Source organism: Mucilaginibacter sp. OK268, assembly GCF_900103125.1.
Taxonomy (GTDB): domain Bacteria; phylum Bacteroidota; class Bacteroidia; order Sphingobacteriales; family Sphingobacteriaceae; genus Mucilaginibacter.
In genome coordinates, this window is sequence record NZ_FNJV01000001.1 from 1213978 (window position 1) to 1230526 (window position 16549).

Genomic DNA, 16549 nt, shown 5'->3' on the forward strand with positions numbered 1-16549 from the left:
TAGCAATAGTATCAGCTTTTACTATTCTTCTAAAACAATTATAAACTAAGCCATCAGTATGAAATGTTCAAAAACCAATAGCAGGATTTTGCCTCGCTGGATATTAAACCTGTCGGGTTAACACTTATTTATTCTCCTAATCATTATTAAACTTATTTAACCCTAAAAATTATGAAAATAAAATCTACTTATTTAACTCGTTACACCATGTGGTTATTGATGGTAATGCTCACAAGCATAAGCCAGTTAACCTATGCGCAAACAAAAATTAATATCAAAGGCGTTGTAAAAGATGCCTCCGGCAATGTATTACCGGGTGCTACCATTAAGGTGGCAGGTACCAGCCAGGTTACCGTTACCGATGTAAATGGCGTTTTTAAGATCAACGTAAACGATGGCACTACGTTAAGCATATCATTTGTAAGCATGGTTACCAAAACCATACAGGTTGATAAAGAGCATACCGTAATTAACATAGTACTTGAAGATAAAGATAAGCAGCTGAATGAAGTTGTGGTAGTGGGTTATGGTACCCAAAAACGTTCAGACGTAACCGGTTCGGTGGTGTCAGTACCCAAAGCACGTTTGTCGCAATTGCCGGTTACCAATGTGCTACAGGCTTTTGAAGGGGCGGTAGCGGGGGTAAGCGTAACAACTACTTCATCTGTGCCGGGTAGTTCTCCGTCGGCTATTGTGAGGGGGCAAAACTCTATTAACGCAGGTACTGGCCCATATGTGGTGGTTGATGGTATCCCGCTTAGCAAAACCGGCGGCTCGCTTAATGATATTAACCCTAATGATATTGCCTCCATGGAGATATTAAAAGATGCCTCGGCGGTAGCTATCTATGGTACTAATGGCTCAAATGGAGTAATACTGATCACCACAAAAAGGGGTACCAGTGGTAAACCTGTGATCCGTTATAACGCTTATGCCGGTGTTGAAAACATAGCACATATCCTGGAGCCACGTGATCCTTCAGCGTATATACAAAAATATGCAGATTATATGTCTCAAACAGGTCAAAAGCAAACAAGTCCAGTTCCTAATAGTTCTGAACTTCCTAACTATCAGGCTGGTCGTACAATTGACTGGATGAAAGCAGTAACCCAGCAAGGTGTTATGCAAGATCATAACCTGAGCATATCAGGTGGTAGCCCCGATGTTAAATATTATGTTTCTGGTGATTATATGAAACAGAAAGGTGTGATACAGGGCTATCAATATAACCGTATAAGTATCCGCTCAAACCTTGATGTTAATGTTACCAGTTTTTTAACGGTAGGCACATCTGCTTTTTTTACCAATAACAATTATGATGGAGGCCGCGCTAACTTACTGTTTGCGACTGCCATGAGTCCTTATGGTAATAAGTATAATGCTGATGGCACCTATGCAATTTATCCCATGAATCCTGAGCTTTTATATACTAACCCGTTATTGGGCCTTGTTACTGATCAGGTTAACCGCAGTGTAAACCTTAATGGTAATGCCTATGCCGAGCTAAAATTCGGGGGAATACTTAAAGGGTTAAAATATCGTGTAAACGCAGGCTATTCTTATTTACCAACACGTATTGACAGCTACAGCGGCCGTCTGGCCAATACCCCACTTGGCTATGCTACTGCAACCAGCTCTGAAACCAATTCATATACCATTGAAAACCTTTTGTATTACAATAAAGATATAGGTAAGCATCATTTTGATCTTACCGGACTTTACAGTGCCCAACGAAAGCGGTATTTTATTTCAAGTTTTGCCGGAAGTGGTTATGTAAACGATCTGTTGTCATTTAATAATATTGGAGCCGGGGCTACAATATCAGCCCTGAGTATCCCAGGTACAACAGCTTTGGGTACTTATTCAGATCGTTATGCGCTTAATTCCCAAATGGGGCGCATTAACTATTCGTATAACAGTCGCTACCTTTTCACTTTCACGGCCCGGAGGGATGGCTCATCTGTATTTGGCGCTAACACAACAAAATATGGTTGGTTTCCTTCAGCAGCTCTGGGCTGGAATATAAGCCAGGAAGATTTTCTGAAAAATTCAACTATAGTCAATAGCTTGAAATTAAGGGCATCTTATGGTAAAACAGGTAATGAAGCTATCAGCGTTTACCAAACTATTACTACTGATAGCCCCGTTAAATCCCCTTTCAATGGTGTTGGTGTTACAGGTGTACAGGCCAGTAACCTGGGTAACCCCAATTTGCATTGGGAAACAACTGTTGGTACTAATATCGGGGTCGATTATTCGTTATTTAACAACCGAATAAGTGGCTCGGTTGATGCCTACAGTACGCGTACATCCGGTTTATTGCTGCAAAGGAGCCTGCCCCTTATAACCGGTTATTCAAGAATATTGGATAATATAGGTAAGGTGGCTAATAAAGGTATTGAGGTTACGCTTACTACCCGTAATATAACCGGGAGTGATTTCCGTTGGGAAAGTAACATTGTGTACGCAATTAATCGTAATAAAATTGTTGACCTATATGGTGACGGTAAGGACGATTTGGGTAACCGGTGGTTTATCGGGCAGCCAATCAACGTGATATATGATTACAAGATGACAGGTGTTTGGCAAACAGGTGAGGATGCATCTAAACAAGATCCCGGCGCAAAACCCGGCGATTTAAAGTTTGCAGATACTAACGGTGATGGTAAAATCACAGCGGATGACAGAGTAATACAAGGCCAAACCGCGCCGAAATGGACAGGTGGTTTAACTAATACATTTCATTATAAGCAGTTTAATCTGAGTGTATTTATTCAAACCGCCCAGGGCCAGATGAGAAATAATGCTGACTTGAACTACGCAGATGAATCAGGCAGAAGAAACACACCTGCTGAAATTGGTTATTGGACACCTACCAATGGCAATAACTCATTCCAGGCATTATCATATACCAATACCCGTGGGTATGGTTACCCGCGCGATGCCAGTTATACCCGTATAAAAGATGTAACCTTTAGTTATGTTGTTCCGCAAAAAATATTGGATAAAGCACACCTGGCTGGTTTAACTTTTTATGCAAGCGGGCGTAACCTGTACACCTTTACTAAATGGATAGGGTGGGATCCTGAGCAAACCTTTTATACAAGAGGAACCTCAAATTCATCAGCCAATCAGCAAGCCTATGCGTCCGATTGGACTAATAACTACCCCGTAACACGCACATTTGTTTTAGGTGTAAATATCTCATTAAAATAAACTGATAAATATAAAGACATGAAAAAGTATTCAAAAATATTGGTTTCAGTATCAGTGCTTATTATTGCATTTGCATCCTGTAAAAAAAACTACCTGGATGAAAAACCATATTCATCATATACGCCGTTAACACTTACAGATTCCCTTGGGTTTGAAGCTTCTGCTGTAGGTTTGTATAATTATGAAAGCACAATTTTAACCTATTCAAGCGCACAAGGCTGGCCCAGTGTATGGCAGGTAGGTACCGATGTGGCCAACGCCACCGCAAATCAGCAGGGAATTGAAGTGCCTTACTACAACTATGCACAGCTTACGTCAACTGATGGAGCTGCCTCCTATATATGGGGTAAATACTATGCGTTAATAAATAATGCCAATATCATAGTTGATGGCGTAGAAAGCCCCTCAACAACCAAAATTGGGCAGGTAGGTAAAAATGCTTTTGCGGCCGAGGCTAAATTTTTCAGGGCTTATGCTTATAACAACCTAGCCACACTTTTTGGCAAAGTGCCACTGATTATACATACTATTACCGCACCTAAAACAGATTTTGTACGTGCGTCACTTGATGCTGTAAACGCGCAAATTGTAAGCGATCTTACCTTCGCCATCAGTAATCTGGCCGACCTTTCAGCAGGTACAGGTAAATTAAATTCGCAAGGTAAACCCGTTGGCCGTGCCAACAAGTATATGGCTATGCAACTGCTTGCCGAAGTTTATTTGCGTATGGGGAAAAATGATTTGGCCGAACAGCAGGCCCAGGCCGTTATTAACAGCGGTAAATTTAGCCTGATCAAAGCCCGGTATGGTGTGAGGGCAGGCGGAGCAGGCGATTATTATTCTGATATGTTTGTTTACGGGAACGAAAGGCGCGCCCAGGGAAATTCCGAAGCTATATGGGTGCTGGAGCAAGAAAATCCAAGCACGGTGGTGGGTGGTAATACGGATGCCGCGCAACAGCGACGGGTATGGGGAGCCGCTTATTACAATATTAGCGGATTGGTTATTAGCGATACTTTAGGTGGCCGCAGTATTGGCAGGCTCAGGTTGAGTAATTGGGTGTTATACGGTCTTTATCCAACGGGTGACATGCGGAACTCGCAATACAGTATACGTCGCCGGTATTATTATAATGATGTTACTAAACCCGCTACTTATGGCCAACAGGTGCCATTTACCGGTCCGGATACCTTATATAAAATATGCCCGAGCACAACCAAGTGGGGCGCTTATGATCCAAATGATGTTTTTGGATATGCCATGATCAAGGATTTTATGATGATGCGTTTAGGAGAAACCTACCTGTTACTGGCCGAAGCACAGGTAAAACAAGGCAAAACCGCCGACGCTGCAACATCAATAAATGTATTGAGAACAAGGGCAAATGCACCACAGGTTACCTCCGACCAAATGAACCTTAATTTTGTTTTGGATGAGCGTGCCCGCGAGTTGATCGGTGAAGAAAATCGCCGGATGACACTAATGCGTACAGGTACTTTGGTTGAACGCTCCTTGCGTCTTAATTCAAATGACGTACAGCATCCAACAACCGGTTTGGCAGCTAAAAATTTACTCTTGCCTATACCATTGTCAGAAATTCAATTAAATAAGGATGCTGTTTTAGAGCAGAATCCCGGATATTAGTTTTTTTAATAAATAAGGGCTTAAATGTAAGCCCTTATTTATTACTTTATGCCGGTGTAATATATTTTATTGATGAGGCCTTTGATGATTATACGTAAATGCTGTTTGCTTCTTTTGGTTGTTTTATACCATATACTGCCAGGTTACGCACAACTTATTGCTGTTAAAACCACAACCATAGGTATGGGTTGGGCAAATAACTCGGTTAACACGGTTATTTTTCGTAAAAATTCGCTGGTTACTTATAAAGGCACACAGTATGCAGCCTATTATGATAATGATCAGTTTGTGGTACTGGCCAAAAGACCAAGTGGTTTTAATCAATGGCAAATTCTGCGCACACCCTATCAAGGCGACGCCACCGATGCGCATAAAGCCATCTGTATCATGGTTGATGGAGCCGGTTATCTCCATGTGACCTGGGGCCATCATAACCAACCCTTAAACTATGCTGTGGGTACATCGCCGGGCAGTCTTGAACTGTCAGCAAAAAAAGTGATGACCGGCGATAAAGAAAACAAAGTATCCTATCCCGAATTTTATAAACTACCCGGTGGCGACCTGTTATTTCTTTACCGTGATGGTGCTTCGGGTAACGGCAACCTCATGCTGAATCGCTACAGCACAACAACTAAAAAATGGAGTAGGGTACAGGATGGTTTAATTGATGGCGAGGGCGGCCGTAACGCTTATTGGCAAATGGTTATTGATAAGCGAGGTACTATACACCTGTCGTGGGTATGGCGCGAAAGCCCCGATGTAGCCAGCAATCATGATATGTGCTACGCCCGCTCAACTGATGGCGGACTTACCTGGGAAAGATCGACTGGCGAGAAATATGTTTTACCCATAACAGCGGCTTCGGCTGAGTACGCCTGTAAAATACCTCAAAAAAGCGAACTGATTAACCAAACATCCATGTTTGCGGATGATGAGGGTAATCCTTTTATTGCCACTTACTGGCGCGAAGAAGGGCAAACCGTACCTCAGTATCATTTGGTTTATAACAACGCTGGTAAATGGCAGGTAAGTAACCTGGGTTTTCGTAAAACAGCTTTTAATCTTGGTGGGGGAGGAACAAAAAACATCCCCATATCGCGCCCGCAGATCGTTGCCTGGAACCAGGGCAAGTGGATGGCAGCAGCTCTTATTTTTCGTGATGCAGAACGCGGCGACAAGGTTTCTGTAGCCATAACCAATGATCTGAATAGCAATAAATGGCAGGTAAGTGATTTGTCGGCAGCAAATGTTGGGGCCTGGGAACCAACATACGATACAACGCTATGGCAGAATAATAAAGTACTTGATCTGTTTGTACAAAAAGTAGTACAGATTGATGGCGAGGGTCGGGCCAATATTCCGCCTCAACTGGTACAGGTATTGGAATGGAAACCCACCAAACGGATAAGATAAACTTTAGTATGATAGCAGCTTTTTATAAAAAACGAAAACCGTTAGCCCTCTTATTGATGGTGGTAATGATAGGTATTGGCCAATATAGCAGGGCCCAGCAAAAAGAATTTCACCCCGGGCAGTTATGGCCTGATAATAAAGGCGTACATATTAACGCACATGGTGGTGGGATACTTTACCAAAAAGGAACTTACTATTGGTTTGGGGAACACAAAATTGCTGGAGGTGCAGGTAACAGGGCTATGGTTGGTGTGCATTGTTATTCTTCAAAAGATCTTTATAACTGGAAAGATGAGGGTATTGCATTGCATGTCTCTGATGATCTTCAAAACGATATTGCCAAAGGCTGTATACTGGAGCGCCCTAAGGTGGTTTATAATAAACTCACCAAAAAATATGTGATGTGGTTTCATCTGGAACTGTTGAACAAAGGCTACAGCGCTGCACGTGCGGGTGTTGCCATAAGCGATAAAGTAACGGGCCCTTACCAGTTTATAAAAAGCTACCGCCCCAATCCCGCACAGATGCCTTTTTACCCGGCTACTGCTTTAGAAAGCGAGAAGGTGAATTGTGCCAGCCCGACTAATAAAAGTGACAGTTTTTTTTGCCGTGATCTGCCAGGCGGGCAAATGGCACGCGATATGACCGTTTTTGTTGATGATAATGGCAAAGCTTACCATATTTTTTCGTCCGAAGAGAATTTTACATTGGATCTGGCCGAGCTGACCGACGATTATACCGGGCATACAGGTAAATTTATCAGGGTATATGCAGGGCACCAAACAGAGGCCCCAGCTTTATTTAAACGTAACGGTATATATTATATGATTGGTTCAGGTTGTACAGGTTGGGACCCCAATGCCGCACGGTGGTTTTCGGCACCAAATATATGGGGACCCTGGACATATCATGACAATCCCTGTAAGGGCCCCGGCAGTGATAGTACTTATGGTGGTCAAAGCACATATGTTTTACCCGTTGCCGGCAAAAAAGATGCTTTCATTTTCATGGCCGATAAATGGACGCCGAAGGATGCTATTGATGGCCGATATTTGTGGCTACCCATTAGTTTCAAAGGTAATGATATAGAGATAAACTGGATAAATAGCTGGAATTTGGATACATTTAAAAAGTAATATGAAAAGTTTAAAAGTCGTCGTAATCTTTTATGACAACAATTAATTAGCTGTATAGGTCTTATTCTTATAAGGCCCGTTTTCATTTGATCCTGAGCGTTTATTTTGACATTAACCCCAAGAAACATATCCGATTGAAGTTTATTATTAAAGCCCTTGCCGTTTAAAGCAAGGGTTTTATAGTTTTCATTTACCGGCCTAATCCCTTAAGCTACATTCTGTTGAACTTGCATTAAAACCTTTCCGAAACCTATCTGGCCGAAAGAGCCATTCAAAATGCTCCGGCATAATTAAAGATCAGTTCTTATATAATTTGGTATCAAAGCAAAAACAGATAACCGTTTGACACCGACCCATCGTAGTCTTAGCCTGGCTTTATTATGGTACTGGCATTCGGGTAATTATTGATGAGTCTGGTTAAAATACAGTCCATAGGCAATAATATAAAATAAATGTTTGCAGGTGTTTTGATTGCCGTGGAAGAACACTATTATATGCCTCCACGCCAATCATATCAGTTAATCTGGTCAATTGTCTTCATATTATCATTTGGGTTTCTGTCTATCAGCGTACCAAATGGGTCAACTCCAACGGCGTTTGGTTTGCCTTTAGTTATAATGGTCAGTTGGTGATTGCCCCGGGTTAATTTGTATTTTTGGAGATAGAGTAGATTGGCGCGATTCCGTCCGTTTTTATCCTTTGTATCCGCTGCGAAGATTCCAATATCGATGTAATCATTCATCTTTAATGCCGGCACGTCGTTACCTTTGCTATCTATCCAAACTTTGTTAATATTTACTTTCAGGGTTACTTTATACTCGTTCTTGCCGGCTATTTTTGTAGCTGTTACGGTGTTAACCTTGCTGTCATAAAGCGTCACTTTTTGCCAGGTATCGGTCATGTAATACTGCAAAGAATCCGGAACATGTTTTTGCAGGTAATGATAAAGGTTATTTGCACCTGCAAAAGGCGGCTGGCTTTTAAATGCATAAGCGTTTTTAAACTCACGGAGGGCATTGTTCAGGCTGTCTTCGCCAATGAGATTACGTAAACCGTACATGGCCACGCTTGCTTTGCCGCTCCACTCAAACCATTGGTTGGCCCTGATCAGCGAATGCTCCCTTTCTTCCAGCCTGCGCCTTACAAAAAGATAATACCATAACTGGTCGAGCACAATGGCCCGCATGTTGGCTTTTCCATATTTTTTTTCGGCCATTACCAATGCATCGTAATTGGCAAGACCTTCTGGTATCACCAATGAGCCTACGGTATTGTTTGGAGCTACCTGGAAACGCCACCACTGTTGGGCAAGATTACGAGTAGTGGTAAAGTACAGGTAATCAAACTCATTTGGATTAGTGAAATGCGCGTTCCAGCTATTATACTCGGCATAGGTATCAAGTATGGTAGTTGAAGATTCACGCGGACCATAAGTAGAGGTTTCCGCAAGCCGGATGTTTTTGAATGGATATGGCCCATAAACGGAGCTATAATATTTAAGCCCTTCTTTATAAGCGTCTATAAAGCGGGCGGTATTTTCGTTATGTTCCGGGTGATGATAAACGTCAATATATATTTTATGGTCGAGCATGATACTATCACGGCTATCGGCAAACCGGGCCGAAATAATACCGAAAGGCACATACATACCCGGCTTATCCTGAATGTAATGAAAATAGTTGCGACCACTCTGTTTCCATTGTTTTACCAGCTCGCCGTGAGTTACAACAGATTGGTCACCAGAAGTGCTTACCGTAACATCAAGACTTAGCAGGTCAGCAGATTTTCCGGCTTTTAGGGTTTTAATACCAATTGGATCATTTTGAGGTATTTCACTTTCTGCTGTTTTGGGTGGTAAACCTGCCTTTTTACGAACGTATGGACTACCAACCTCATCATCGTCGTCATAGCCCAAACCAGGTAGGCCGCCTGTAAAGAAGGTACCGTTATGCAACAGGTTAACTGAATAAAGTCCGTTGGTGAAGCCAGTATGGGTAACCGACGAATTAACCTCCAAAACAACCGAATCCCCGGGTGCAAGCGACTCCCTCAATTGGTATAATCTAAAATCGGCTGTATCCTGCTTCGGCCTAAACCAGTTAAAAAATCCCCGCGAATAAAATAGCGGATTTGTGAATGGAACTGGTTTCCCATTAACGGCTATGAAATAATTCAGGCCATCGGCATCAAGCAGCATTTTTGAAATGGGCTTATCTGTTTTGTTTGTTATAGTGACCTGGGCTTTTACAAATTCCTGTTGTTTATCTGGGAAAATATCAACTTTCATTTTTATGCGGGTTACCTTGGGCAATGGCAGCGACTGATATTTTTTTAAGACTTTTTCATAAATAATAGCACGGTCTTCCTGCTCATCTTTGCTTAAATAATTATTTAGGTAACTTACATTATAATAGATATATGCGCCTACTATTAAGAACATAGGGATGAGAACCGCTGCAAATAGCTTCGTTTTTTTATTGAACCGTTCAGGTATCAGTTGTAACCGTTCTTTAAATGATGAGCTTACACCACGGTAATAAAACAATGCAGCCACAATGATCAGTACTCCACCCCCTAAAAGCCAGTAAAGGTTAAACCAGCTTATTGGCCCAATCATGTGCCCCATACCGTCCATATCCGAAATGCCTGTGTTTGGTGTGTAGGAATACAGCAATAGATGGTAATTGAACATGCCGGTAAGTTCCAGAAAGAAAAAACCTATCCATAAGGTGACACCTACCGCGTAAGCAGCAAATTTATTGTTGATGATAACATGTACCAGGTAACAAAACACAACGATCAGTAGTAGCTTTGGTAATAGGATAATGAAAATATAACTAAAGTATGTACCTAAATGGAGCGCTGTATATCCTTTAGCAAGCTGTACAATTACACCGATAACAAAAGGGATAAACGACAGGCCGGCGCCAATAACGAGTAAAGGGATCAGTTTTGAACCGTTCAATACCCAGTTTGGTGGTGGTAACGAATCGTTGATAAAGGCATAGCGGGTAAGCCGGTCGCGTTGCAGCGTTTCGCCGGTATAAAACATGATAATAAAGAAGATGAAGAACGGGAAAGCATCATTAAAGATACTTAAAAGCATTACAGTTCGGGGCAGATCTTGTACACCGTAATTTCTTTCGCCCAGCCAAAATACAAAACCCAGAAAGATACTGCCACTGCCTACAATGATCCAGAAGTAATTGTCGCGGATGATGTTTAATAGCTCCAGCTTTACAAGGTTTGATAAAACCCGTCGTTCATATTTACCGGCGAAACTCACCGCAGGTATTTTAATCGCCTTATTGGTTGCCTTTGTATTTATATCATCAATGGTGGCTTTATCGCGCTTGCCGCTAAAGAATTTTTCAAAATTAAAGCGGACGTAGGTAAACAGCAGGATGACAAGTCCCAATCCGGGCCAAATGATCCTGTTAATGGCCATAGGGCCACTGATCAGGATCAGGTTATTGTTTTGTTCGGTGGCTGTTGCATTGTTCATTTGATACCGAACGCCGTTCATTCCAAATGGATCCGATATGCCGATAACCGTTGTATTGTTTGTATGGTTGAGGAAGAATAGGGCGATAAAATAAAACAGGAACAAAAGGATACCGCCAAAATAGATCACCTTCACATTGCGGGTTATGGCTACCAGGCCAAAGAACAACGATGAGGTAAAGAACAGGTTTGGTAACGCGATGGTGAAAAATGGATATAAGTAATATAACAGGTGGTTTGGCCCATATTGAGCGCGATCTGTTTTACCAATAAGTGGGCCTATAATGGTGCCGAGATATATGCCGAGTAAAATAGCCAGCGCTATAACGAGCATAAAAACAAACGAACCCAGGTATCTGCCCCAGAAATAGCCGGGCTTGGTAATAGGGTAGGTGAGGTAATAATCTTTGGTTTGATATTCAATATCGCGGTAAATTGCCGAACCCATAACGGATGAGCTGATAAGCATCATCATCATGGTGATACCCGCACACCAAAACGTTATTAAAAAAGGCGAATTGATATGCTCTTTTTCGGCTACCGGCAAAGCGCCTGTAGAAAATGCGAACACGGTAAAAAGCAATACTGCGAAAAAATACAGGTAAAAGGCTGGCCTGCGGACCCTATTCTGGATCTCGAACAGAAATATTTTCAAGAACATAAGTTATTGTTTTTTAAGTGTTTACATGGTATTTACATCAACCCGTTTGGCGATGTTGCTGAAGTACACATCTTCGAGATTGGGGGTGGCGGGAACAAAGCCATCCTGTAGCCCGGTTTCCTGTAATATCCTGATATGGAGCTTGCCCGTTTTAAGTTGGGTAGATATCACATTATAAACATCGCGGTAATATTTGATCTCCGAGCGATCGATAGCTTTGGAATAGATCTTTCCGTTCAATTCATTTACTGCAGTTTCAGGATCGCCGGCGTAAAGTACTTCACCCTGGCAAATAATGGCAAAGTTGGCGCAAAGCGTACTTACATCCTCAACAATATGAGTTGATAGGATAACGATGGTATTTTCGCCCAGTTGGCTCAATAAGTTGTAAAAGCGATTACGTTCGGCCGGGTCAAGCCCTGCTGTGGGTTCATCGACGATAATCAGTTTGGGATCGCCAATAAGTGCCTGCGCTATGCCAAAGCGCTGCTTCATCCCGCCGGAATATGTGCCGAGGTGTTTTTTACGATCTTTGAACAGGTTAACTTTTTCAAGCAAGCCCTGTACCAGGTCTTTTCGTTCGGCATGATTGCCCACACCCTTTAGCTGAGCTATATGATCTAGCATACGCTCGGCCGATATTTTGGGATAAACGCCAAACTCCTGTGGTAAATACCCCAGCAACTGCCGCACCTGCGTTTTGTTTTTCAATACATTAAGGTCGTCAAGAAACACACTTCCTGAATCAGCCTCCTGTAAAGTTGCTATGGTACGCATCAGTGATGATTTACCTGCTCCGTTAGGCCCAAGCAAACCAAACATGCCATTTGATAGTGTGAGCGATACGTTTTTTAACGCATGCACACCATTGGCATAGGTTTTTGAAAGAGAATCGATAATTAATTTCATGGCTGTTTAAGTTTTAAAATATTTTGCGATGCACCATTTACAATAAGTTTGGCACTATCGGCTATATGGTAATTGAATTGCGTATCGCCAGCCTCCCTGATCCATAAACGACTCTTGTTCCTGATATCAAGCTGGGCTTTGCCGATATGATTACCCTTACCGAGGGTAAGATTTGATGCGCTGCCATTAGTTATACCCGTTACGGCATCTAGGGTACCTATGCTATTATTTTGGAGTAGGATGTTACTGGCATGGTCCTGTGTTATTTTTAAATGGTTGCTTGTAAAACCACTTATAATGGTTGAACGCCATTTAAAATCTTCAGCAGCAAGTGTATCTATCACCTGGTTTTCGCCTGCTGTATAACGGGCATCGGCAATAAAGGCGTGGAGTTCAGGACATGAAACATACATGACGTAGGATGATCGCACGTTATGATAATTGGATTTGAAATGTGCTTCCACATTTAAGGTATCTCCATGCTGGTTTATTTTAGCATATTCAATAGCATCCGGATCGGCAAGTACCTTAAAAGGTCCTTTCACAACTATCATGTTTATAGCGGTAGATGATTTGAGATTGATCACCTTAAAGCCACTTAAATTTAACTTGATAAAGTTGCCATATGGATTTCTGAAATCTCCCTTTTTATATTCGGCCCTGAGCTGAAAATCGTATAAGACAACCGATAGCAGGAGCAGGGTTATGGCGGCTGTTAAAAATTTATTACTTGTTTTCATCCTGATTATGTTTAGGTGTTATGGCGGCCTGGTTGTTTTGAAATTGTGTGTATTGTTCGCTGATCTCTTTTATTGAAATATCAAGCAGGTACATGTTCTTAAATAGCTCTGGCAGGTTTTGGCGTACAAAACTCTCTTTACGATATGCCTTAACTTTAACAAAGCCATCGGTGGCAACAAACAAACCAAGTCCGCGTTTATTGTAAATTATTTCCAGGCCCTGCAAAAACTCGTATGAACGCATAACCGTGTTAGGGTTTACTTCCAGTTCAACAGCCATATCGCGCACCGATGGTATTTTCTGATCGGCGGGCCATTTGCCCATCAAGATCTGATCGCACACAAAAGCAGCTATCTGGAGGTATATCGCTTCGTTATCCTTAAATTCCATTTCGTGTTCCTTTAAGCCTGTTTTTCCTTAAGCCTGAAATAAGTAGCTATCCAGAATAGCAATATCACTATCGATAAGGATGCAAAAATCCAAAGCGTTTGTTCGTAACCGACGCTAAGAGAGTAAAAGTTATGGCCCTCCGTAAAATTCAGGAAGCCGAACGGTGTAGCCGGAAATATATTACGCCCCATAATGGATCGCAAAAAGAACGTATTACAAATAATAAGGAATGCATAGCTTATAAAAAAGCAAAAGGCAATTTTAATAAAATGCAGTTTTTCAAAAACGATTGCGCCATACATGCTAATAGCATGCAGCAGCGAAAAAAGAATAATTAATATCGAAAATCTGTCCTGAAAAATGCTGAAGATTTCGCTGTTATGCCCAGGCCAGTGTTTTATGCTGATGAGGCCAAGCAGAACGATATAAAATACAGTCGTATATACGATCATGAACAAAGGGTAAGAGTAAAACCAGCCTACCAGGTATTTTTCAAATGTAGACGCAGGCAGACTCAAAGCCGGTATGGCTTTTCTTTTATCGCCCATATCGGCAAAAATAGTACTGGTGAAAACACTGCCGGCAATGAGCATGAGTATTGCAAACAACGCGGTTTGAAAGCCGGCATCCATAGGTCCGGGAATCATGTAAAATATAAATGAGCCGCCTAATACCATTACACCGGCCAAAACACTAATCGACATTAAATAAGTTCGATAATGCTCAGCGCTGTGCTTAATGAGTAGTCGCGAAAAACGATTAAAGCTGAAAAAATTATTCATGATAGGCAGATGGCTTTAGTGTATTTAACAATTTAGTATTGCCACTTGTAGCAGCGTTAAAAAGCAGCTCAAGATCCATTTTGCTGAACTTTCCTGCGGTGTTTTCTAATATGGCATATTTGCCTTTAAACGAGTCTTCTTCATACAATACAGGCAAACCATCTGTATCGTTAAACACACCAAAAATTAATTTTTCGGTAAGTTCATCAACTGATTGTTCAATCACTATCCGGTGATCGTCCAGTATCAATACGGTATCAATGAGGCTGTCCAGATCGCGTACCTGGTGGGTTGATATCACAATACATCTGTCATCGTTCAGCACGGATGCTATCAGTTTCCTGAATTGCACTTTCGATGGGATATCCAGACCGTTGGTAGGTTCATCCATGATAAGTGCGCCTGTATTGGTGGCCAGCCCGAAAGCTATAACTGTTTTCTTTTGTTGCCCATATGACATTTTGCTCATCGGTAAAGCATCGTCAATATCCAAAGTTTTCAGGTAACCATAAAAATCAATGGTGCTGAATTTGGGATAAAAGCCTGCCGTACGTTTAAGGAATTGCGCTGGTGTTAGCACTGGTACATGAACCTCTTCGGCAATAAAATAAAGCTCCTGTAAAACAGACACAGATCTTTTTGCACTTTCCACACCATTGATCATACATTTGCCCGACGCGGGAAATGCCAATCCTGCAATGTTTTTTAATAAGGTTGATTTACCTGCCCCGTTTTTTCCGAGCAACCCATAAATATGACCGGCACTAAGGTTTAGGCTAAGGTCCTTAAACAAAGAGCGTTTGCGGTCATAACTGAAATTCAAATTGTTTATTTGAATCATTGTTTTAGTGTATTAGTTAAGTAGTACAGTCAAATGTAAGAAAAGAATTTATAAATCAAATCTTATGATGAAATTATTTTACAATTATATCCCTTGAACTTCTTTACATCACATTTAGCTTGAAATTCTTCTTTTTTTAATCTATGTTGTTCTGATATCGTTTCTTGGAAGGCAATGTATCAGAAGCCGCTGGGGATAGATTTAAGAACAAAAGCTGATAGTTATTCGTCTGACCGAACCGAAACTGAGATTTGTAAATAGCAGAAATTTTATTGCCAAGCCCAACTTGCATAAAACCCAGTGTTAGTGGCAGTTTTTAATCAAGATTGTAGCCTATTATTATTTACTATACCTTATTTTTTAAATGAAAATAGCCATGGGAACAAATCCGGTTCAGCAAATACCTTGGCTTCAATGTCATGTTTTAAGCCTGGGTATTCCGTATATTTCGCATTTTTTGCACCGCTTTGTCGCAATGCTTTTATCAGGCTCCTATCTGGCCATGGGTTAATAATGTCATCGACCGCACCGTGAAAGATCCACACGGGAACGTTGACAGCCCTTTTTGGATATAGCTCTACGTTAGCCTGTCCGCATATAGGAAAAGCAGCCGCAAAATAACCAGGATAATGGATGACCAGATCGTAAGCGCCAAAGCCGCCAAGCGAAGTGCCGCCCAGGTAAATTCTTTTTCTGTCTGCGATTTTATGTTTAGCCAAACTGTCCATTAAAAGTTTTACCATCCGTTCCGGTGTTGAAAGGGCCAGGGTGTTCATCTGATGGTTAAATGCTGCTGTTGTATCGTAGGGCGGCCCCGGAGGGTTTTTGAACCACATACTGTCTGCAGGACATTGCGGAAAAACTACAAGCGCAGGAAATTTTTTCCGGAACCGATCCTTTAAAAAATCTTTGCCGGCTCCGTAATACGGAGCACTTCCGCCGAGTTGCCGTTCATTATCATTCCCCCTAAAGCCTGCACCATGCAAGTAAACAATTAAAGGGTATGGTTTTTTGGAGTCATAGTTTTCAGGATATAATATCCGGTAACGCAGCGTGTCTTTGCCCTGAATAAATAGCGCTTTTTGATATAGATGGAAATCCTGCGCCTGGCAGAAATGAGGACTTATCAACAATGCCAAAACTACCAGGATACCCTTGATCAATGTATTTCCCGTGGTCGAAATTTTAAATCTTGTTTTCATCGTTTATTGAATCTTTTGTTTAAACCAGATGACACATTTGTAGCGTATATATTTTGCCTGGGTGTAACAATGGTGTTTGCATTAATTTGGAAATTAAGAACTAAAGCTAC

The 16549-nt window shown here is 41.6% G+C and carries 11 protein-coding genes; 4 read left to right on the top strand and 7 right to left on the bottom strand.

Translation table 11 applies throughout. From position 1 onward, the window contains the following. Positions 1-171 precede the first annotated feature (171 nt). The 4 genes from BLR84_RS04970 (at position 172) to BLR84_RS04985 (ending at position 7409) form a co-directional block, all read left to right on the top strand. Positions 172-3216, top strand: coding sequence for a SusC/RagA family TonB-linked outer membrane protein (locus BLR84_RS04970; RefSeq protein WP_090465164.1), 3045 nt, complete (start codon positions 172-174; stop codon positions 3214-3216). Between the two features lie 18 nt (positions 3217-3234). Then, positions 3235-4860 carry a RagB/SusD family nutrient uptake outer membrane protein gene (locus BLR84_RS04975; protein WP_090465167.1) on the top strand — a complete coding sequence of 542 codons (1626 nt, stop codon included), beginning with the start codon at positions 3235-3237 and terminating at the stop codon, positions 4858-4860. 84 nt (positions 4861-4944) lie between these two features. After that, positions 4945-6273, top strand: a complete 1329-nt coding sequence (locus BLR84_RS04980) for a BNR repeat-containing protein (RefSeq protein ID WP_090465843.1) — start codon at positions 4945-4947, stop codon at positions 6271-6273. Next, the gene (locus BLR84_RS04985) at positions 6246-7409 is read left to right on the top strand and encodes a glycoside hydrolase family 43 protein (protein ID WP_255366858.1); all 1164 of its coding nucleotides are present in this window, start codon (positions 6246-6248) and stop codon (positions 7407-7409) included. The genes BLR84_RS04980 and BLR84_RS04985 overlap by 28 nt, the downstream gene beginning before the upstream one ends. Positions 7410-7923: 514 nt before the next feature. On the opposite strand, the gene BLR84_RS04990 is transcribed toward BLR84_RS04985, so the two are convergent. From BLR84_RS04990 to BLR84_RS05020, 7 genes are all read right to left on the bottom strand, one after another. Next, a complete protein-coding gene (locus tag BLR84_RS04990; protein ID WP_090465170.1) occupies positions 7924-11574 on the bottom strand; it encodes a hypothetical protein in 3651 nt (1216 codons plus the stop codon). A gap of 21 nt (positions 11575-11595) precedes the next feature. Next, positions 11596-12483, bottom strand: coding sequence for an ABC transporter ATP-binding protein (locus BLR84_RS04995; RefSeq protein WP_090465172.1), 888 nt, complete (start codon positions 12481-12483; stop codon positions 11596-11598). Continuing rightward, positions 12480-13223, bottom strand: coding sequence for a hypothetical protein (locus tag BLR84_RS05000; RefSeq protein ID WP_090465174.1), 744 nt, complete (start codon positions 13221-13223; stop codon positions 12480-12482). Before BLR84_RS05000 ends, BLR84_RS04995 begins: the two co-directional genes overlap by 4 nt. Further along, on the bottom strand, positions 13210-13614 hold the full coding sequence (locus BLR84_RS05005) for a GntR family transcriptional regulator (RefSeq protein ID WP_090465177.1): 405 nt from the start codon (positions 13612-13614) through the stop codon (positions 13210-13212). Before BLR84_RS05005 ends, BLR84_RS05000 begins: the two co-directional genes overlap by 14 nt. A gap of 11 nt (positions 13615-13625) precedes the next feature. Continuing rightward, positions 13626-14396 (bottom strand): hypothetical protein, encoded by a 771-nt coding sequence (locus BLR84_RS05010; RefSeq protein WP_143013828.1) that lies wholly within the window; start codon positions 14394-14396, stop codon positions 13626-13628. After that, a complete protein-coding gene (locus BLR84_RS05015; protein ID WP_090465181.1) occupies positions 14389-15237 on the bottom strand; it encodes an ABC transporter ATP-binding protein in 849 nt (282 codons plus the stop codon). The genes BLR84_RS05010 and BLR84_RS05015 overlap by 8 nt, the downstream gene beginning before the upstream one ends. Positions 15238-15590: 353 nt before the next feature. Continuing rightward, positions 15591-16439 carry a carboxylesterase family protein gene (locus tag BLR84_RS05020; protein WP_090465183.1) on the bottom strand — a complete coding sequence of 283 codons (849 nt, stop codon included), beginning with the start codon at positions 16437-16439 and terminating at the stop codon, positions 15591-15593. Between the last annotated feature and the right edge of the window lie 110 nt (positions 16440-16549).